The following is a 20,138-nucleotide window of genomic DNA, read 5'->3' on the forward strand; positions in this document are numbered from 1 at the left end:
TTTTGTACACCCAGAAGGTACGGAAACAGTTTTTTTAGAAAAAAGATCACGCCAAGGTTTAAACGGACCTTGGAAAAATTTAGAAATCATTCAGGATTCTTTTAAGCACATAAGAATGTCAAACTTATGTGCTTAACTGAAATATTCATTGCAAAAATGGATTATTTCGCCAAAATAAGCACATAAGGATGCAAAAGTAGTGAGGTTATTTATGATTAAGCACATAAGAAGTGAAAAGTAGTGTGCTAAAGACGCCCATAGCCCATAAAAAAGAACCAAGCGACTTTTTATCTAAAAATAAAAATCGCTTGGTTTTTAAACTTTACTTTAAAACTTAATCAAACAACACACAAACACATTCAGGAGCATAGAAGTCGCTACTGATGAGCTTTAGTTCGCCTGTTTGCTCATTACGTTCAAATAATGAAAGGTTATCCGATTTTTGGTGGCCGCAAACAATAAATTGCTCTGTTGGGTCTAAATTAAAATCACGAGGAAAGTCCCCATTGCTTGCTATATTTTGAAGAAAGCTTAAACTGTCGCCATCATTATTCACAGTAAAGACGGTGATTGAATTATGTCCCCGATTAGAAACATAAAGGAATTTTCCATCTGAAGTGATACGGATCGCTGCGCCACCATTAAAGTCATGATAATCTTCTGGTAGTGTCGATATCTTTCCTATTTGGTTAAATTGTCCGCTTGCTTTATCATAGGACAAGATTGTCACTGTACTATCTAATTCACCAAAAAGATAAGCATATTTTTCATTTGGATGAAAAGTTAAATGGCGAGGGCCTGTACCAGCTGGAGCTTCAAATACAGCAATTTCTGTTAATTTTCCTTCATCAGAAACATTATAAGTGTAAATGCGATCAGTTCCTAAGTCACAAACAGCCAAGCGGTTGTCAGGAGTTAAGTTTGCATAATGGGCGTGTGCGTGATCCTGATTTTCATGAGGTCCTGTTGGCTCATCATGATAAACAGCATCACTTGCTTTTAGTGAACCATCAGCTAAAATTTGATAGACATTTACTTCGCCTTTATGATAGTTGGCTCCGTATACGAGTTGACGATCATTATCAACAGCAATGTAACACAAAGGAGCTCCTTCTTCAGTAACTGCATTTAAGTAGTTAAAAGAAGGGTCATAAGCAGCAACCCCGCCCTTATCATCTACAGTGGTTACATTATAAAGGTAATTGGTTTTGCTTTTTGCTAAATACGTAGGGCTAGTTTCTTGTGCCACGAGAGCCAAATCCGACAAATTTTTATTTTCTGTATCTAATTGAGCTGAGTAGATTCCTCTACTTTTTCCTCTGGTATAAGTTCCTAGTAATATTTTTTCAATCATATGATTCCGCCTTGTACCTTAACTTCTTTCATTTTACCATAGAATAATCAGAAAAAAACCTGTTTTTGTTTATGAAAAGGTGAAGGAAACAAAACATCATCGCTTTGGCTAATGAATTATTGTGGTATAATTTCAATTATAAAGAGGATGCTAGGAGGGAAAAAGATATATGCAAAAGGCTAAAATTTTACAAATAGGGGAACAGGCTGTAGATGACGAAGAGAATATTCTTATTTTCTTTGGAGAAAATGTGACAGAAGGGTTACGACCTTACTCTGTGGTGCAATCTATTGATAGTCCTGAAAAGATTGAGCTGTCTGTTGGTGACAAAGTCTTTTTTGGGCAACAAGAGTATCAAGTGACTTATGTAGGCCATTTGGTTAATCAAAATTTACAAACGATTCAACATACATCCTTTGTTTTTTCAGATCAGCCACAGGAGAAACTAACTAGCAGTATCTATCTAACACCGGCTAGATTGCCTGATATTTCTACAGGAATGACGATTACTTATTGCTAGAGGAGGAAGGCTTTTATGGATAAAAAAGAAAAACGATCATTTTCTTGGTTTTGGAAATGGTTTTTAGATAATAAATTTGTCGCTGGATTGTTAATCATTTTTTTGATTCTGGTGAATATCAATCTTTTTACTAAAGTTTCCTATCTTTTTTTTCCTGTTTGGCAGTTTTTAGCCATTGTTGCTTTACCTATTATACTAGCTGGGATCTTATTTTATTTATTAAATCCAATCGTGAACTTTTTTGAAAAAAGAGGTATTCAACGAATTTACAGCATTATTGGCTTATTTATTTTAGTTTCAGGTTTAATAGTTTGGGGAGTTGTTGTCATTATTCCTGAAATACGTGAACAAGTAACGATGTTTGTTGATCGTTTGCCAGGTTATATTAATACAGCAGAAAATGCGCTGAATGACTTTTTTTCTGATCCAGTTTTTGATAGGGCACAGGATCAAATTGCTATTTCTAGTGAAAGAATTATGTCTTCTGTTACAGAGATGGTGCAAAATATTTCGAGAACCACCGTACAAAGTATTGGCAACTTTTTTGGTGCTGTTGCTTCTATATTTATAGCTATTGTTACGATGCCAGTAATTTTATTTTATTTACTAAAAGATGGGAAAAGAATCGCTCCTTACTTTGTTCAATTTCTACCTACGAAAATGCGACAACCTACTTTAAGAGTTTTAAAAGAGATGAACCAGCAAGTTTCTTCCTATATTCGAGGACAATTAACGGTGGCATTTGCAGTTGCAATTTTGTTTATGGTAGGATTTTCAATTATTGGCTTAGATTACGCAATTACCTTAGGTGTGATTGCTGGCTTTTTGAATCTAGTTCCGTATGTCGGTTCATTTTTGGCCATGATTCCAGCTATTTTTTTAGGAATTGTAGGTGGCCCTGTGTTGCTAATTCAAGTGATTATCGTATTTGCTATTGAACAATTAATTGAAGGTCGCTTAATTTCGCCGCTGGTTTTAGGAAATCAGTTGGCAATTCACCCTGTAACAATTTTGTTTGTATTATTAACTGCAGGAAATTTATTTGGCTTTTTCGGAGTCGTTTTAGGTGTGCCCGCTTATGCCGCCTTGAAAGTAGTTATTACGAATATTTTTAACTGGTATAAGACCATTTCTGGAGTGTACACTGATGATGAAGATGCAAGTAGTAGAGAAAATGAACCAAAAAAATAAAAAAACGCTGTAGTTTATGTGTACTGAACCGGCCCCCCAAAAAGTTAGACCAAAAATCTAACTTTTGGGGGTCACTACATACTACAGCGTTTTTTATTTATTAAGCAGCGGCTTCTTTTAATGCTTTCATTCCGCCAATGACATGAATTGCTTGAAAACCGTGATTGTTTAAAAATTCAGCAATAATTTCAGAACGACGTCCTGAATGGCTGAGAATATAATAAGTTGTATCTTTATTTAATTCATTTAAACGATTAGGCAAACTAGTTGTTGGCATAGAGATCGCTTGCGATAGGTGGTTTTCTTTATAAGCCCCCTTGTCTCGGATGTCCAAAATAGCAATAGAATCTTCAAGCAATAAACGAAAGTCTTGAATGGTAATTGAGTGCATATTATCCCTCATTTCTTTTTTGGATGGTTTTGATTGTAGGTGTTTTTAGAAAAAATTGCAAGTTTATCATCTAGAATATAAGGAAAGTGAAACTTTTCTTAAAGTTTATGAAAAAGAAAAAATAGTAGAGATTTATTGGCTGTACTTGCTTTTTTTGCTAGAATCAAGTAAAGTATACCTGTGTCTTTTATAGGCACAAGCCTGTGACTTAGTCTGGCGAATCACCAACGTTTTACTCAGTCATAGGAATAAAGAAAAAAGAGGTGAAGAAAATGGCAATTTCACAAGAACGCAAAACCGAAATTATCGACCAATTTGCGCGTCATGAAGGAGATACTGGATCACCAGAAGTTCAAATTGCTGTGTTGACTGCAGATATCACTGCGCTAAATGAACATCTTCGTGAACATAAAAAAGATCACCATTCACGACGTGGTTTGATGAAAAAAATCGGACATCGTCGTAATCTTTTGGCTTATTTGCGTAATAAAGATATCACTCGTTACCGTGAATTGATCCGAGCTTTAGGATTGCGTCGTTAATCAGCAGAACAAGAAAAGTGGGGTTCTTTTCGGATCTCACTTTTTTGCTGTATTTCCATAATTAAAGAAAAAATACAAACTGTGACTGTTGGCTTGGCTTACTACTAACCAAATAAAAGCACTGAAGTATTCAATGTTTTTATTTGTTTAGTAGCAGCCAGAGCGCACAGTGGAAAAGGAGAAATTATGACAAAACAAGTTTTTGAAACAACTTGGGGAGGCCGTTCTTTACAAGTAGAAGTGGGCCAACTTGCTAAACAGGCTAACGGGGCTGTTTTGGTTCGCTATGGCGAAACGGTAGTATTGAGCGCTGTGGTAGCATCTAAAGAAGCAAAAGGTGCGGACTTTTTCCCATTAACGATCAACTATGAGGAAAAAATGTATGCGATAGGAAAAATACCTGGAGGCTTTATTAAAAGAGAAGGGCGCCCGAGTACTGATGCTACATTGACGGCTCGTTTAATTGATCGTCCTATTCGCCCAATGTTTGCCGAAGGATTTCGCAATGAAGTACAAGTAACAAACACTGTGATGAGCGTAGAACAAGATTGTTCTCCGGCAATGGCAGCTATGCTTGGCTCTTCTTTAGCTTTAACAATTTCGGATATCCCATTTGATGGTCCTATAGCTGGAGTAGAAGTTGGACGTGTCAATGGCGAATATATTTTAAATCCAACTGTAGAGCAAAATGAACAATCAGACATTGATTTAACAGTTGCTGGTACGGATGATGCGATTAACATGGTGGAATCAGGCGCAAAAGAAGTTACTGAGGCAGATATGCTAGGTGCTTTGATGTTTGGACATTCTGCTATTCAAGAAATTGTAGCTTTTGAAGAAGAAGTTAAAGCAAGCTGTGGTAAAGAAAAAATGGACATTTCTTTATTACAAGTGGATGAAGAATTGCAAAAAGCAATTTATGATGCTTATTATCAAACAATGAAAACAGCAGTTTTGACAGAAGAAAAATTAGCACGTGAAGATGAAATTGAACATGTGAAAACGGCGGTTAAAGAAGCTTATGCAGAACAAATTGCTGAATTAGAAGATGAAACAGCAACGTATTTGGCTCAAGAAGTGGACCAAATTGCTGAAGATCTTGAAAAAGATGTTGTACGTGAATTAATTACTATCGATAAAATTCGTCCAGATGGAAGGAAAGTAGATGAAATTCGCTCTCTTTCTTCTGAAGTTGGTTTGTTACCTCGAAGCCACGGTTCAGGTTTATTTACTCGTGGGCAAACCCAAGCTTTATCTGTTTGTACTTTAGCTCCCTTAGGAGAACATCAAGTGATTGATGGTCTAGGTGTTGAAGAATCCAAACGTTTTATTCATCATTATAACTTTCCTAAGTTTAGTGTAGGGGCTACAGGACGTGCTGGCTCTCCCGGCCGACGAGAAATTGGCCATGGTGCTTTAGGTGAACGTGCATTATCACAAATCATTCCAAGCGAGGAAACCTTTCCTTATACAATTCGTTTGGTAGCTGAAGTTTTGGAATCCAATGGCTCTTCTTCTCAAGCAAGTATTTGTGCAGGAACGCTTGCCTTAATGGATGCTGGTGTGCCAATTAAAGCTCCAGTTGCTGGGATTGCTATGGGATTAGTTTCAGATGGTGAAAATTATACAATCTTAACTGATATTCAAGGTATGGAAGACCATTTGGGAGATATGGACTTTAAAGTTGCTGGTACCAAAGATGGTATTACTGCTTTACAAATGGATATTAAAATTCAAGGAATTACTGAACAAATTTTACGTGAGGCTTTAGCTCAAGCTAAACAAGCACGGATGGAAATTTTACAAGAATTAACAACAACAATCGCTCAGCCAAGAGAAGAGTTAAGTGATTATGCTCCTAAAATTGAAATGATTTCGATCGATCCTGAAAAAATTAAGGATGTTATCGGAAAAGGTGGAGATGTTATTAACGGTATCATTGATGAAACAGGAGTTAAAATTGATATTGACCAAGAAGGCAATGTCTCTCTTGCTTCTTCCGATGCAGAAATGATTCAAAAGGCTGCATCGATCATTAAAGATTTGACCAAAGAAATAAAGGTAGGAGAAGTTTACACAGGAAAAGTTGTTCGAATTGAAAAATTTGGTGCTTTTGTCAATATCGCGAAAGGAAAAGACGGTCTAGTTCATATTTCACAAATAGCGAACGAAAGAATCAATAAAGTAGAGGACGTCCTTCATGTGGGTGATGAAGTCCTTGTTAAAGTAACAGAAATTGATAAACAAGGGCGTATCAATCTTTCTAGAAAAGCGATGTTAAAAGATGAGGAATCAGATGACAAAAGCGAGAGTAACAACGCTAAAAAATAAGTGAAATTTCGAAATGCCTTATAAGCGACTGTGGTTTGCTTATAAGGTGTTTTTTACAATGAGATAAAAACGAATGAATTGTAGTCCTAGACTTGTTTAGTAAATGATCTATATTATTATATATTAGGAGAATGATACATGCGATCAAATTGGCAAAATAAATTAATTCAATTTATGCGAGGGCGGTATGGATTTTTGGATCCATTAAATAAGATGTTACTTATTGTAACTGCAGTATTATTTATACTGGATATTTTTGTAGCGCTCCCGCTTTTAGGCTTCCTTCCTTTATTGCTATTGGTTATTGTCTACTATCGCTTTTTTTCTAAACGTATTTATGTTCGTTCAAATGAGAACCGGAAGTATCTACGTTGGCAAAACAAAATAAAAAATTTTTTCAAATTAAGAAAAGAAGCTTTTCAATACCGTAAGTTATATACGTATTTTCATTGTCCAGAATGTAAAAAGGCACTACGTACTCCTAAAGGAAAGGGAAAAGTAAAGATTACTTGTTCTCAGTGTCATCACCAATTTATAAAAAAAGTATAAAAAGGGTCTTTGTCATAAGTCCCTTTCATAACAAAATAGCCAAACGATAGAGAAATTGTACCTGCGGTTACTCATTGCAGATCCGCAACGAGTAACAAATTTCATCCAATATCGTCTGGCTATTTTTTCTTGATTTTACTGATATTGCAGCCCTCTTTTATGGACCGACTTTACGCCACATTAATTTTTTTCCAGTTTTCGGGTCTTTTTCTCCGGTTAGAGCAAAATGGAAGGACTCGTAAAAAGAGATTGCTTGCTCATTTTTTTGATGAACACGAATATAAATATGCTCTACTTTAAAGCGATCTTCTAAATAAGTTAACACTGCTTGAAAAAGAGCGTGGCCATAACCTTGCTTTTGTTCATTTTGGTCAATCATGAAACGATCAAATAAAATCGTTTTGTTTTGTTTGTCTTCAGCTCCGATCATGGCAAATCCAACAATACGGTTGTCTACACACAAAGCAATTGGCGTCCAATGATAAGATGAGTCATAAGCAGCTTCCAAAAGAGATTCAGTATTATCTTCAATCAGGTCTTTTTGACTAGGTGCTACTGCTAAACGAATGATTTTGCGCCAATTATTTTGCGTGATCGGTTCCAAATGATATCTCATTGAAATCGCCTCCTCTTTTATCTAAAGTATAACAAATGATACCTAGTTTTCTAAGTTATTTACTCAATTTTATGAAAATTTGAATAACACGATTTAAGTAGCATCTTGTTAATTATTGAACTTTATTCTCAATTGGTCTACAATGAATGAGAATACAAAAGAAGCTGGAGGAAAGACCAATGGCCGTTTTAGAAATTAAAGATTTACACGTAGCCATCGAAGATAAAGAAATTTTAAAAGGGGTAAATCTCACCCTTAATACGGACGAGATTCATGCAGTGATGGGGCCTAATGGAACAGGGAAGTCCACTTTATCAGCAGCTATCATGGGAAATCCTAATTATGAAGTAACGCAAGGAGAAGTTTTATATGATGGACAAAATATTTTAGAGTTAGAAGTGGACGAACGCGCACGTTTAGGTTTATTTACTGCTATGCAATACCCAAGTGAAATACCTGGAATTACAAATGCAGAGTTTATGCGTGCTTCCATCAACGCTAAAAGAACAGAAAGCCAGCAAATTTCGGTAATGCAATTTATTAAAGAGTTAGATCAAAAAATGGAATTATTAAATATGCCAGAAGAAATGGCTGAACGTTACTTAAATGAAGGGTTTTCTGGTGGAGAGAAAAAGAGAAATGAAATTTTGCAATTATTAATGTTAAAACCAATCTTTGCTGTTTTAGACGAGATTGATTCAGGGCTTGATATTGACGCGTTAAAAGTAGTGGCTAAAGGAATAAACGCTATGCGGGAAGAAGGTTTTGGGGGATTGATTATTACCCACTACCAGCGTTTATTAAATTACATTACTCCTGATGTCGTTCACATTATGATGGAGGGGCGTATTGTTCTAACTGGCGATGCAGAATTAGCAAAACGGTTAGAAAACGAAGGATACGCGGGTATTAGCAAAGAGTTGGGAATTGATTATAGAGAAGAAAAAGCGTAAGGAGGTATCAGAGATCATGGAAAATCAACTAATAAATTATCTTGATGCAGTTAATGCTTTTTCTTCTTATAAAAACGAACCTAGCTGGATGCAAAAAAAGCGTCAATATGCACTAAAAAAAGCCGATGGATTAAAATTACGTAGGATTGAACGAGTACGTTATGATCATTGGCCATTGTTCAATATTGATGAAACGAATTTGACTGAAAGAACAGAAAGCGCAAACATTCCTTCTTTTACTAAAAATAGTGAAGGGCCCATTCTTGTCCAACAAGATGATAAGGTTATTTTTGAATCTCTTTCACAAGAATTAGCAGCTAAAGGGGTGATTTTTACAGATATATTTACTGCGATGCAAAAATACCCTGATTTAGTAAATAAATTTTATATGACGATGTCCGTTCGCACTGATGAGGATAAGGTGACAGCTGCGCATGCCGCTTTTATGAATGGAGGCTTGTTTTTATACGTTCCTAAAAATGTCGTAATTGAGCAACCAATTGAAGCTATTTTTTATCATAATGCGGAGTTGTCTGACCACTTTTTTAAACATGTGTTAATTGTAGCAGAAGAAAATAGTGAGATTAGTTATCTTGAACGATTTATAACTAAGGGAAATTCGGATAAAAAGGTCTCAGGGAATATTATCGTAGAGGTGATAGCTAATTCAGAAGCTAAAATTAAGTTTTCTGGGATAGACCAATTGGGAAAAAATCTTACTTGTTATATCAAACGTCGCGGGTATTTATTCGAGAATGCTTCGATTGATTGGGCAGTGGGCGTTATGAATGAAGGAGACGTTATTGCAGATTTTGATTCTGTTTTAGAGGGGAAGGGTTCTCATGCAGAAGTCAAAGCGGTTGCTATTAGTGCGGGAAGCCAAAACCAAGTGGTTGATACACGCGTAACCAATCAAGCAACGCATTCCATTGGACATATCTTACAGCATGGAGTGATTCGAGATCGCGCTGGACTAACTTTTAATGGAATCGGTCATATTTTACAAGGAGCAAAAGGGTCAGATGCTCAACAAGAAAGCCGGGTTTTAATGCTTTCTAATAAAGCACGCGGGGATGCCAACCCTATTCTACTAATTGATGAAAACGAAGTTACAGCTGGGCATGCGGCTAGTGTAGGAAGGGTAGACCCTGAAGAGATGTATTATCTTATGAGTCGTGGTTTACCCAGAGAAGAAGCGGAACGATTAGTGATACGGGGCTTTTTAAGTTCAGTTTTAACAGAAATACCAGTAAAAGAAGTGGAAAAAGAGTTGCTTAGTGTTATTGAAAGGAAGCTAGATGCATGATAAATGGTGAAAAACTACGCCAAGATTTTCCAATTTTAGCGCAAAATGTCAATGAAGAATCACTGGTTTATTTAGATAATGCCGCCACTACTCAAATGCCCGAATCTGTTTTACAAACAATGGAGACATACTACCATAAAGATCATGCAAATGTTCATCGTGGTGTTCATACTTTAGCACAACGAGCAACTGAAAAGTATGAAGCCGCAAGAGAAAAAATACGTCAGTTTATTCATGCAAAAGAAATAGCCGAGGTGCTCTTTACTAAAGGAACAACTTCTGGCTTGAATTGGGTGGCAAGAAGTTTTGGAGACCGTTTCATCAATGAAGGAGATGAAATTGTTCTTTCTTATATGGAACATCATTCAAATATTGTGGCTTGGCAACAATTAGCGAAAAGAAAGAAAGCTGTCTTAAAATATATTTCTTTAACTGAAGATGGTTTTTTAGATATGGAAGATGCTAATAGACAAATTACTGAAAAGACGGCTATTGTTGCTATTACTCATGGTTCTAACGTATTAGGCGTGATAAACCCCATTACTGAACTGACTGAATTAGCTCATAAGCATCAAGGGATTATAGTTGTAGATGGGGCACAAGCAGTTCCGCATATGCCAGTTGACGTAAAAGCGCTAGATGTAGATTTTTATGCTTTTTCTGGACATAAGATGGTTGGGCCTACAGGTATCGGTGTTTTGTATGGGAAACGATACTGGTTAGAACAAATGGAGCCAGTAGAGTTTGGTGGAGAAATGATTGATTTTGTTAACCTCCAAGAAAGTACTTGGGCTGAGTTGCCTTGGAAATTTGAAGCAGGGACACCTAATATTGCTGGGGGGATTGGGTTGGGCTTTGCAATTGATTACTTAAACAAGCTAGGCCTTGACGAAGTTTACCGTTATGAAAAAGAACTAGTCCATTACGTTTTGCCGCGATTAGAAGCAATAGATGGCTTAACAGTTTATGGCCCCTCTGACCCCTTGGATCATACAGGAGTGATTGCTTTTAATTTAGATGGACTGCACCCACATGATTTAACTACAGCTTTGGATATGCAAGGCGTTGCAGTTCGAGCTGGCCATCATTGTGCCCAGCCCCTTTTAAAATATTTAGATACGGTGGCAACTGCGCGAGCAAGTTTTTATTTATATAATACAAAAGACGACGCCGACCATTTAATTGAGGCTATCAAAGAAACAAAGGAGTTTTTTAATTATGGCTCTTTCTAAGTTAGAAAATTTATATCGACAAATCATTTTGGATCATTCAAGTCATCCACATAACCATGGGACGTTAGAAAATTTTAGTGAATCTACAGAATTGAATAACCCAACTTGCGGAGATGTCATCCACTTGGAATTGCAACTGCAAGATGGCACAATTGAAAAAATTGCTTTCTCCGGGCATGGATGTTCGATTTCAACAGCGAGTGCTTCCATGATGACTGAAATTGTCAAAGGAAAGACCGTTGAAAAAGCACTCACTTTAGCAGAAGAGTTTTCTTTATTAGTGCAAGGAAAAGAAGTAACAGATGTTGAAGAATTGGGAGATGCTGAGATACTTCGTGGTGTTTCTAAATTTCCCGCTAGAATTAAATGTGCTACACTACCTTGGGAAGCTTTAAAAAAAGGGATAGTAGATTCTGCTCAAAAATAGATAGAGCAGGGGGGTTGTAAAAGGAGATGTTTCAAACGTATTTTTAACAAAAATTATTAGAAGATAAATGTTTAAGAAAAAAGCTTTGTAATGATGCTTAGGAGGAGAGAATATGAGCGAATTAAATGAACTATTACATGCAGCACAAAAAATCGTATTTTTGACTGGAGCCGGCGTTTCGACAGCTTCAGGGATTCCCGATTATCGTTCAAAGAATGGGCTATACTCTACAGGTGGGTCCCCAGAGTATTTATTAAGCCACAATTGTTTGGTTAATGAACCCGAAAAGCATTATGAATTTGTTAAAAATAATATGATTCATCCTGAGGCCAAACCAAATATTATCCATGAGAAAATGGCGGCATTGACTCGTAATAATAAAGCAGATATTATCACTCAAAATGTAGATGGCTTACATCTTGCAGCTGGGGTTAATGCGCAACATTTGGTTGAATTTCATGGGAATATTCATTATATTTATTGTCAAAAATGTGGTCACACCGTTTCGTTGGAGGACTATTTAACAAGTATGTACCACAAAGATTGTGGAGGTATTTTACGTACAGATATCGTTTTATATGAAGAAGCAATTGATACACAAAAGGTTGAAAAAGCTGTTACAGCAATCAGTCAAGCAGACTTGCTTGTGGTAGTGGGGACTTCTTTTGTTGTTTATCCTTTTGCGAGCCTGATTCAATACGCTAGTCCTGATACGAAAATGGTGGCTGTTAACCGTGACGCAATTACACTTCCGCCGCAAGGAAAAATGATCACAGGAGACGCAGTCAAAGAATTTGAACAAGTTGAAGTTTAACATTCCCCTCATTCCTTTTTGCTAGTAAAAAAGGATCTTTACTTTCAAAAAGGAGGAAAGGGGCACACAAAGAAAGCATAAAGCACGCTCTCAACACTTAGAGAGTGTGCTTTTATCTTCTTATATTTGGATAAAAGAGAGTTTATAAGTATGGATTCATTCAATTTTATCTTTTGTTGAGAAATATGAGAGAAATAATTCGCTAGGCTTTATCCTGGAAAGTTCAAATTATCCCAATTTTGATAAAAAACAGAAAGGGTTTTTCTGCGATGCAGCTAGATCAAGAAAAGGTTCGCACATTAGGGCAAAGACAAATGATTATGATTTTAAAAAAAGAATTACCTTCTTTTATAAGCTTATTTGCTTATAATATTTCAAAAACAGATATGAGTGTTTATACCTTACTCTATCAAACAGGAAATCAAGGACAGAATTATTGGATGACGCTACGGTTAGCAGATCATTCTCTATGGCTGAAACATGCCCAGCAAGTTTCTCTTGATTTAGGTTCTCCTGCAGATTTAATCCGTTTGTCTGAGAAAATACAAAAACAAATTCTCTCTGAAGAAAACGCAAAAAATTGGTATCAACTGACAAAAAAAGATATAGCAGTTTTATACCTGCTAGATAAGTGTCAGAAAAAAGGCTTAGTGTGGGCGGTTCGTTTACCAGAAGAAATTTTTGCTGCGTTTAAAAAGAGACCATTGGACTTACAAGTTGATTTTATGAAAGCAGAGTTGTTTTTAACAAACCGAAATAATGTAAATTCTTTCCTTTTATCAGTACAAAATCATGACTTTCATAAACAATTGGCTAAATTATACGGAGAGAATTTGTTGTTTTCCCAGTTTTCAAGACATCATTTGCTAAAACTTTTACCGACAAATCAATGGGTTCAACCCATGTTGAAAAAAGAGCCAACAATCATTAATTGGAAACAATTCATAATTTATTACTATGGACAAGATTTCTATCAAAAAGTTCAAAATCTACTTTCCGTTTAGGTTTTATTATTGATTAGTGTATTATTTTCTAAATTTTGAAAATTTTTAGAAAAAGGTTGACTTATTTTGTCAGAAGAGTTAGATTATTCAGTAAATAAACGACGAAAACACGGGAATGAGACGTATATGAAGCATAAATTACTCAGAAAAGACTTTATCGCTTTTGAATTTAATCACCCGGCATGGTAAAAATAAACAATTTTTATTACTTATATTAAAAAAGGGCTTATATCTCTTGAACAAGTTTAGCTGTAGATTAAGAGTTTGACCAAAAGTCAAAACCAAGAGATGGTTCTGTACTGTGGAAACGCCCTATAAAGCGAAAGCTTTGTGGGGTGTTTTTCGTTGTTGGAAAGTTTTTATTTTAGTTGAGAAGGAGTTTTTATATGGCAAAACAAAGAGTAGAAGATTTAGATTGGAAAAATTTAGGTTTCCTTTATAGGGACTTGCCTTATCGTTTTAAAGCAGAATTTAAGGATGGAGAATGGCAAGAAGGGGAACTAACGACAGATGCAACAATGTATCTTTCTGAAGCGGCAGAAGTACTCCATTATGGCCAAGAAATTTTTGAAGGATTGAAGGCATATCGGCAAAAAGATGGAAGTATTAACCTTTTTCGACCAGAAATGAATGCCAAACGATTCGAAAATTCAGCAAAGAGGATGGTGATGGAACCTTACCCTGCTGACAAATTTATAGAAGCAGTCAAAGAGGTAGTTCGAGCAAATGAAGAATTTGTTCCGCCCTATGGGACAGGAGGATCATTGTATTTGCGTCCATTTATGATTGGAACAGATCCTATTGTGGGCGTGGCACCTTCATCGGAATTTCATTTTCGTATATATGCTACGCCGGTTGGTGCTTATGTCCAAGGTTTAACTCCAGCTCCTTATCTCATCAGTGACTTTGATCGCGCTGCTTTTGCTGGAACAGGGCAAGTGAAAACATCTGGAAACTACGCTGGTAGTTTATACCCATCAGTGCAAGCTAAAAAAGAAGGATATGCGGATTGTTTGTACTTGGATCCACGAGAACATAAATATATCGATGAATTTGGTGGTGCTAATTTCTATGGAATTACTAAAGAAGGGCAGTTTTTAACGCCTAAATCGAATTCGATTTTGTCATCTATTACGAAGCAATCATTATTTGAGATTGCTGAAAAACAAGGATTAAACCCTCAAGAAACGACGATTGCAGTAGAGGGTCTAGGCCAATTTGTTGAAGCTGGTTCTATGGGAACTGCTGCAGTTATTTCACCGGTTGGTTCTTTAACTTATCATGGGAAAAAATATACTTTTAATAATGAAACAGAAGTTGGCCCTAAAACACAAGCACTCTATGATGAACTTGTAGGAATACAACTAGGAGATCAGCCAGCGCCAGAAGGTTGGATTCAAAAAGTTGAGGTTTAAATAAAATGGATAGGAAAAGAAAACCAATGGTACTTTATAAAATCGGTCTCCTTTTTACTAAAAAGTATACAGACAAAGTTTAAGGATTGGTAATGATAAGGAGTGAACAAATGACTCGAAAAATAGGTGTGATTGGTATGGGCAATGTTGGTTCTACCGTTGCTCATGATATTATCGCCAAAGGACTAGCCGATGATTTGGTATTAATTGATACCAACGAGGCTAAAGTAAATGCAGATGCTTTAGATTTTGCCGATGCCATGGCGAATGCGTCTTTTCACGTAAATTTAACTGTAAATGATTACGCGGCGCTAAAAGATGCGGATGTTGTCATTTCAGCTATAGGAAATATCCAAATGTTGCAAAATAATACTAATAACGATCGCTTCGTTGAATTATCTTTTACAAGTAAACAAGCTGCTAACGTTGCACTAAAAATTAAAGAATCTGGTTTTAATGGTGTGTTAGTGGTTATTACAAATCCATGTGACGTCATTACTTTAATCTATCAAGAATTAACAGAATTGCCCAAAAATCAAGTAATTGGCACAGGAACCTTACTTGATTCGGCACGTATGAAACGGGCAGTTGGTAAAGTATTTAACATAGATCCACGTTCTGTAGGTGGGTATAATTTAGGCGAACATGGAAATTCGCAATTTACCGCTTGGTCCACTGTGACTGTTTTAGGTAAATCAATAAATGAAATTGCAAAAGAGCAGACAGTTGACTTTGCTGAGCTAGATGAGATCGCACGTGCAGGGGGATTTACTGTACTGCACGGAAAAAACTATACAAACTATGGGATTGCTACAGCTGCAGTACGCCTAGCCAGCCTAATAATAAACGATGCTAGAGCAGAATTGCCTGTTTCAAACTTCCGTTATGAGTATAATACTTATCTTTCTTACCCTGCGATTGTTGGAAAAAATGGTATTATAAAAAGTCTGCAACTCGATTTAACTGAAGAAGAAGAGCAAAAACTTGCTCAATCGGCACAATATATCCAAGCAAAATTTGAAGAGACAAAGACTGATTTACAAATAAATTGAACTTTAGGAGAGATGCCAATGACAAATGCCAATTGGCTTTACCAAGCTTATAAAGAAAATGCGCCTTTAAATTTAGGTGAGCTGGAGTTTTCAACAAAAACAGCAGCCTATCAAGTGCAAGATGAAGTTTTAAACTTAAAAGCACAAGATGGAGAAAAACTTGCAGGCTACAAAATCAGCTTGACAAGCCAAGAAACACAAGATCTTTTTGCTAGTGACTCGCCTTTATATGGTGGAATGACAGATATTACTATGAAAGATACGGTTTCTTTAAAAGAATATAATCAGCCTCTGTTGGAATTAGAGTTGGTTTTTTTAATGGATGAACCAGTATTTGGCAGTGATTCACCAGAGAAAGTATTTGAAAAATGCCGCGTAGCTCCGGGAATTGAGGTTCCTGATGGTCGTTATAAAGATTGGTTTCCTAAAGCATCTTTATATGAAGTTATAGCTGACGGTGCAGTGAATGGGGCAATTGTTATAGGTAATCCGCAAAAATTAGCTTACTCAGATGTTGCCGCTATTAAAGCAACATTGGCTTTAAACGATAAATTTGTAAAAGAAGGGCCTTCAACGGAAGTGTTAGGACATCCAGCTAAAGCTGTTTTATGGTTGGCTAAAGAGTTAGAAAAACATGGAAAGAAATTAAAAGCAGGACAGTTTGTTTCTTCAGGAACCTTCGTGTTACCTGAACCCTTACAAAGAGGAGACTATAAAGCTGAATTTGAACATGTAGGTAATGTTCATTTAAAAGTAACGGATTAAAAAATCAGCAATTATTTTGAGTGCTAATTCAAATATCTTTTGAATTAACACTCATTTTTCTTTTAAAGACATTTAACAACTAAAATACTATTCTTTGTAATTAGATTCAAAATGTTCAATTTCAGGGGAAGCTTCGTCCGTTAAACGGATTTCTAATATAACTTCTCTAGTTTTTTCTTGTGTCGTTTCTTCCCCAAGTATGATGTATTTTTGTGGGTCTTCGATGTCTTGGGTGATAGATTTCACCGCACCAGTACTTGTGCGGTCTTCTGTTGTATCAGTATCTAATTGATCACTTTCGAAGGCTTCTTTTGTCATATATTTTTTAACTTGTTGGTTTCTTTCTTCAATATTGGAAAAGTTTAACCAATTTTCGCCAAAATTTTCTAACAGGGTCTGTGGAGAAGTTGTCTGCTCAGTAGAATTTGCTGTTGTCGATACTTCGGTTGGAATTTCAGAGGTTTCTTCTAAGAAAAAATCATCATCACGTTGGCTTAAATGCAGTAGATATAAAACACTAATAACAAAAAGAATGATTCCGGCAATCCATAGTAAAATATGAGCTTTTTTCATAGTCTCCTTCCTTCCTTTTAGAGCTCTTGTTAACTCTATTATAGCAATCTCTTTTTGTTTATGGTAATAAATTTTTACAAAAAAAGAAGCGAGTGCTAATATAAAAATATATAAAAGAATATAAAGAGAGAATGAAAATGATGAAAAATCAACAAAGGAATGTAAGGATAGAAACCGACTCTATAGGCCCGGTTGAAGTTAATGCAGATGTATGGTGGGGCGCACAAACCGAGCGTAGTCGCCGTAACTTTACTACTGGTGAAAAAATGCCGCTAGTAATTATTAAAGCGCTTTTACAAGTGAAAAAAACTGCGGCTCAAGCAAATGCTGAGTTAGATGAATTGGCAGAAAATAAGGCATTAGCTATTATAGCAGCTATTGAAAGATTAAATGAATTGTCCGATGAACAGCTACGTGTTCATTTTCCTCTGGTTGTTTATCAGACGGGGTCAGGGACTCAAACAAATATGAATGTCAACGAAGTAATTACTTACTTAGCTAATAATAAGAATCCTCTACTTGCAATTTCTCCTAATGATGATGTAAATAAAGGCCAAAGTTCTAATGATGTTTTCCCTACTGCAATGAATATTGCAGCATTACAAGCAATCAATAAAGTAGAAGAAGCTTGCAAATATATGATTCAGGTATTAGAAGAAAAAAAGGAAAAGTACTGGCATACTGTAAAAGTAGGTCGCACCCATTTACAAGATGCAACGCCAATTACCTTCGGACAAGAACTATCTGGTTACCAAAGCATGGTGAAACACGACTTGCAATTTATTGAAGAAAAGAAACCGCATTTGCGTGAATTAGCTATTGGAGCAACAGCTGTAGGAACGGGGCTAAATGCTCATCCTGAGTTAGCAGAATTAATCACAACTAAATTAAATACAATCTATCAGGAAAACTTTACAGCAAATACGAATAAATTTTATAGTTTAGCTGCTCATTCACAATTAAATGCGATGCATGGAAGCTTAAAAACATTAGCTGAAGACTTGATGAAAATCGCTAATGATCTACGCTTTTTAGCTTCTGGACCGCGAGCAGGTTATGGTGAATTAACTATTCCAGCAAATGAACCAGGCTCTTCTATCATGCCTGGAAAGGTTAATCCAACTCAAACAGAAGCTTTAACCATGGCTGTTACTCGTGTTGTAGGCAATGATGTGACAATTGGATTTGCTGCTAGCCAAGGAAACTTTGAAATGAACGTTTATAAGCCCGTTTTAATCGCGGCATTTTTAGAGTCTGCTGATTTATTGGCAGGAACTATTTCTTCTTTTACTGAAAAATTTTTACAAGGGTTAAAGGCGAATAAAGACTATATGAAAGGACAACTTGATCAATCCTTAATGCTAGTGACTGCTCTTACACCTCATATTGGCTATGAAGAAAGTGCTAAGATTGCTAAAAAAGCTGAAAGAAAAGGAACTACATTAAAAGAAGCAGCGCTAGCTTCAGGAAAAGTTAGCTCTCAAGAATATGAAGCTTGGGTGGATCCGCTAGCGATGACAAAAAGTAAACAAACGGATGGTTGATTTATTTTGGCATAAATGAAGTTTGAATTTAAAGGTTGCTTAAGATTAGTTGCATTTTCGTAACTTTTTGTGTTATTTTCAAAGAAGGAGTTAGCTGGTTACTTTATAAACAGAGGTGGCCTGAAAAAACTATTCCAACAGAGTAAAAGAAAAGTTTTTCTCTGCTGGAATTTTCATTATTAGATAAGAAAGAAGAGTGATTTTATGATGTCAACAGGTATGGGGATAATGTCGATGCTTTCACCGATATTGACTTATGTAGCTTTAGCGGCTGGAATATACGCAATTATTCGTTTAGCCGTAAGACATGCAATTAATGATACAAAAGAAAAAGAAAAAGAAACAGTAAAAACAAAAGCTGGAGCTTTCTTTACAGGCGTTTGGTTTTGGTTAATTGTAGCTGTCGTTGTATTTATCTTATCGATGGCTACGTCGATACTTCCATATATGGGTATGTAAGACAAAAAGGTAATATATAAGAAGCTGGAGGGTGTCTTTTATGCACCCTCCAGCTTTTTTCTCGTTATAAAGCTTCTTTATAGCTAACTCCTTTTTAAAAAAGGAAGTTTCTTTCTTAGAAAAGGGACAACCCAAGAATCAAGTCCGATTTTACCAGCATTAAAGCCAGCCACTAAAATAAAAAATTGGATAAGAATAAATGAAGGGTTGATAGAAACAGTGCCTGCTAATAAATAACTGAAATTCATCAGTAAGCCAAAAAAGGCTGCAGCAGTAGTTAATGTACCAAATATTAGCCCTAAACCGACTAGTAATTCACCCCAGGGGACGATAAAATCAAATAATTTAATATTAGAAATTACAAATCGGTCCAAAAATTCTGTATACCAAGGATAAGCGTTGCTTCCTGTATCATCTAACACAGGGTTTTCGACTGCTCCGTGAAGCATATCTTGAGCGCTAAACGGACCAACTATTTTTGTCCAGCCAGAAATTGTCCATCGAAAACCTAAATAGATACGTAAGATGGTTACAATCCACATCGCAATTTTTGAAGTCCTTAGCCATATTACCATAAAAGTTGCTCCTCTCATTTTTTAAGGGTGTTGTTTACATCCAATAAAATTGTCATTACGACAACAAAATGGGGGGAAGTAAATTTATATTATCGTACCTTTTTTGTCGTTTACTGTCAAATAGTAAGTGGTTTACAATATACAAACTAAGAAAACACTTATCGCCTGTCAAAAAGAAGAGATTTCGCTCCGGTTGTTTTTTCTATGGTCTTTTCTTTGCATAGTTAACCTGAATGATTTCTAAATTTTGCCAAGGGCCGTTTAACCCTTGGCATGACCTTTTTTCTAAAAAACTGTTTCCACACCTTCTAGGTGTACAAAAAGAACGCACTCTATGTTATTGTAAAGTCGATAAAAACAACAATAAACACAAAAGGAGTGCGTTCTTATGTCTTTCACTTTACAACAAAAATCGCTCACATTCAATGCCCAAAAAGAAATCACGGTCGCCAACGATGGCGGAAGCTTAACCAATGATGCGGGGCTTATCTTGGTCGCTGAATTTTTAAAACAAATTCATTTTGA

General features: G+C 36.0%; 21 protein-coding genes and 1 pseudogene. 17 read left to right on the forward strand and 5 right to left on the reverse strand.

From position 1 onward, the window contains the following. Nucleotides 1-334: 334 nt before the first annotated feature. Complete coding sequence (locus G577_RS0106865) at nucleotides 335-1,354, reverse strand: lactonase family protein (protein ID WP_028790583.1); 1,020 nt, start codon at nucleotides 1,352-1,354, stop codon at nucleotides 335-337. 169 nt (nucleotides 1,355-1,523) lie between these two features. Here G577_RS0106865 and G577_RS0106870 point away from each other — a divergent pair, with 169 nt between their 5' ends. Further along, nucleotides 1,524-1,874 carry a PTS glucitol/sorbitol transporter subunit IIA gene (locus G577_RS0106870; protein WP_028790584.1) on the forward strand — a complete coding sequence of 117 codons (351 nt, stop codon included), beginning with the start codon at nucleotides 1,524-1,526 and terminating at the stop codon, nucleotides 1,872-1,874. 15 nt (nucleotides 1,875-1,889) lie between these two features. Further along, entirely contained in the window at nucleotides 1,890-3,065 is a 1,176-nt protein-coding gene (locus tag G577_RS0106875; RefSeq protein ID WP_028790585.1) for an AI-2E family transporter, read from the forward strand. 100 nt (nucleotides 3,066-3,165) lie between these two features. Here the strand turns inward: G577_RS0106875 and G577_RS0106880 are convergent, their stop codons facing one another. After that, nucleotides 3,166-3,456, reverse strand: a complete 291-nt coding sequence (locus tag G577_RS0106880; RefSeq protein ID WP_028790586.1) for a rhodanese-like domain-containing protein — start codon at nucleotides 3,454-3,456, stop codon at nucleotides 3,166-3,168. Between the two features lie 272 nt (nucleotides 3,457-3,728). Between G577_RS0106880 and rpsO the strand changes: the two genes are divergently transcribed. From rpsO to G577_RS0106895, 3 genes are all read left to right on the forward strand, one after another. Next, a complete protein-coding gene (rpsO, locus tag G577_RS0106885; RefSeq protein ID WP_028790587.1) occupies nucleotides 3,729-3,998 on the forward strand; it encodes a 30S ribosomal protein S15 in 270 nt (89 codons plus the stop codon). Between the two features lie 186 nt (nucleotides 3,999-4,184). Then, nucleotides 4,185-6,329, forward strand: a complete 2,145-nt coding sequence (gene pnp / locus G577_RS0106890; protein WP_028790588.1) for a polyribonucleotide nucleotidyltransferase — start codon at nucleotides 4,185-4,187, stop codon at nucleotides 6,327-6,329. 138 nt (nucleotides 6,330-6,467) lie between these two features. Beyond that, nucleotides 6,468-6,878: a hypothetical protein gene (locus G577_RS0106895; RefSeq protein ID WP_028790589.1), complete on the forward strand. Its 411-nt coding sequence runs from the start codon at nucleotides 6,468-6,470 to the stop codon at nucleotides 6,876-6,878. Nucleotides 6,879-7,035: 157 nt separating this feature from the next. Here G577_RS0106895 and G577_RS0106900 read toward each other — a convergent pair whose 3' ends face one another. After that, nucleotides 7,036-7,494, reverse strand: coding sequence for a GNAT family N-acetyltransferase (locus tag G577_RS0106900; protein WP_028790590.1), 459 nt, complete (start codon nucleotides 7,492-7,494; stop codon nucleotides 7,036-7,038). A gap of 179 nt (nucleotides 7,495-7,673) precedes the next feature. Here G577_RS0106900 and sufC point away from each other — a divergent pair, with 179 nt between their 5' ends. From sufC to G577_RS0106945, 9 genes are all read left to right on the forward strand, one after another. Beyond that, nucleotides 7,674-8,447: a Fe-S cluster assembly ATPase SufC gene (gene sufC, locus G577_RS0106905; RefSeq protein WP_028790591.1), complete on the forward strand. Its 774-nt coding sequence runs from the start codon at nucleotides 7,674-7,676 to the stop codon at nucleotides 8,445-8,447. Nucleotides 8,448-8,463: 16 nt separating this feature from the next. Beyond that, nucleotides 8,464-9,753: a Fe-S cluster assembly protein SufD gene (gene sufD / locus G577_RS0106910; protein ID WP_038025620.1), complete on the forward strand. Its 1,290-nt coding sequence runs from the start codon at nucleotides 8,464-8,466 to the stop codon at nucleotides 9,751-9,753. Continuing rightward, complete coding sequence (locus G577_RS0106915) at nucleotides 9,750-10,985, forward strand: cysteine desulfurase (protein ID WP_028790593.1); 1,236 nt, start codon at nucleotides 9,750-9,752, stop codon at nucleotides 10,983-10,985. The genes sufD and G577_RS0106915 overlap by 4 nt, the downstream gene beginning before the upstream one ends. Beyond that, entirely contained in the window at nucleotides 10,972-11,412 is a 441-nt protein-coding gene (gene sufU, locus G577_RS0106920; RefSeq protein ID WP_028790594.1) for a Fe-S cluster assembly sulfur transfer protein SufU, read from the forward strand. Before G577_RS0106915 ends, sufU begins: the two co-directional genes overlap by 14 nt. A gap of 112 nt (nucleotides 11,413-11,524) precedes the next feature. Then, nucleotides 11,525-12,226, forward strand: coding sequence for an NAD-dependent protein deacylase (locus G577_RS0106925; RefSeq protein ID WP_028790595.1), 702 nt, complete (start codon nucleotides 11,525-11,527; stop codon nucleotides 12,224-12,226). A 269-nt stretch (nucleotides 12,227-12,495) separates the two neighbouring features. Continuing rightward, nucleotides 12,496-13,230, forward strand: coding sequence for a hypothetical protein (locus G577_RS11190; RefSeq protein WP_051176699.1), 735 nt, complete (start codon nucleotides 12,496-12,498; stop codon nucleotides 13,228-13,230). A 386-nt stretch (nucleotides 13,231-13,616) separates the two neighbouring features. Next, nucleotides 13,617-14,645, forward strand: coding sequence for a branched-chain amino acid aminotransferase (locus tag G577_RS0106935; protein WP_028790596.1), 1,029 nt, complete (start codon nucleotides 13,617-13,619; stop codon nucleotides 14,643-14,645). A gap of 110 nt (nucleotides 14,646-14,755) precedes the next feature. After that, nucleotides 14,756-15,697, forward strand: coding sequence for an L-lactate dehydrogenase (locus G577_RS0106940; protein WP_028790597.1), 942 nt, complete (start codon nucleotides 14,756-14,758; stop codon nucleotides 15,695-15,697). Nucleotides 15,698-15,715: 18 nt separating this feature from the next. Beyond that, a complete protein-coding gene (locus tag G577_RS0106945; protein ID WP_038027666.1) occupies nucleotides 15,716-16,462 on the forward strand; it encodes a 2-keto-4-pentenoate hydratase in 747 nt (248 codons plus the stop codon). Nucleotides 16,463-16,549: 87 nt separating this feature from the next. On the opposite strand, the gene G577_RS0106950 is transcribed toward G577_RS0106945, so the two are convergent. Further along, nucleotides 16,550-17,035, reverse strand: coding sequence for an EF0163 family protein (locus G577_RS0106950; RefSeq protein WP_028790599.1), 486 nt, complete (start codon nucleotides 17,033-17,035; stop codon nucleotides 16,550-16,552). A gap of 131 nt (nucleotides 17,036-17,166) precedes the next feature. Between G577_RS0106950 and G577_RS0106955 the strand changes: the two genes are divergently transcribed. Then, nucleotides 17,167-18,579 (forward strand): class II fumarate hydratase, encoded by a 1,413-nt coding sequence (locus G577_RS0106955; protein WP_028790600.1) that lies wholly within the window; start codon nucleotides 17,167-17,169, stop codon nucleotides 18,577-18,579. A gap of 204 nt (nucleotides 18,580-18,783) precedes the next feature. Next, a complete protein-coding gene (locus G577_RS0106960; protein WP_028790601.1) occupies nucleotides 18,784-19,038 on the forward strand; it encodes a hypothetical protein in 255 nt (84 codons plus the stop codon). An 83-nt stretch (nucleotides 19,039-19,121) separates the two neighbouring features. Here G577_RS0106960 and G577_RS0106965 read toward each other — a convergent pair whose 3' ends face one another. Next, nucleotides 19,122-19,613 (reverse strand): DoxX family membrane protein, encoded by a 492-nt coding sequence (locus G577_RS0106965; protein ID WP_028790602.1) that lies wholly within the window; start codon nucleotides 19,611-19,613, stop codon nucleotides 19,122-19,124. Nucleotides 19,614-20,001: 388 nt separating this feature from the next. Between G577_RS0106965 and G577_RS12710 the strand changes: the two are divergent. Then, nucleotides 20,002-20,138 (forward strand): annotated as a pseudogene (locus G577_RS12710) (IS1380 family transposase); the annotation flags it as partial.

It is taken from the genome of Tetragenococcus muriaticus DSM 15685 (assembly GCF_000423785.1).
In the GTDB taxonomy this organism is placed as follows: Bacteria; Bacillota; Bacilli; order Lactobacillales; family Enterococcaceae; genus Tetragenococcus; species Tetragenococcus muriaticus.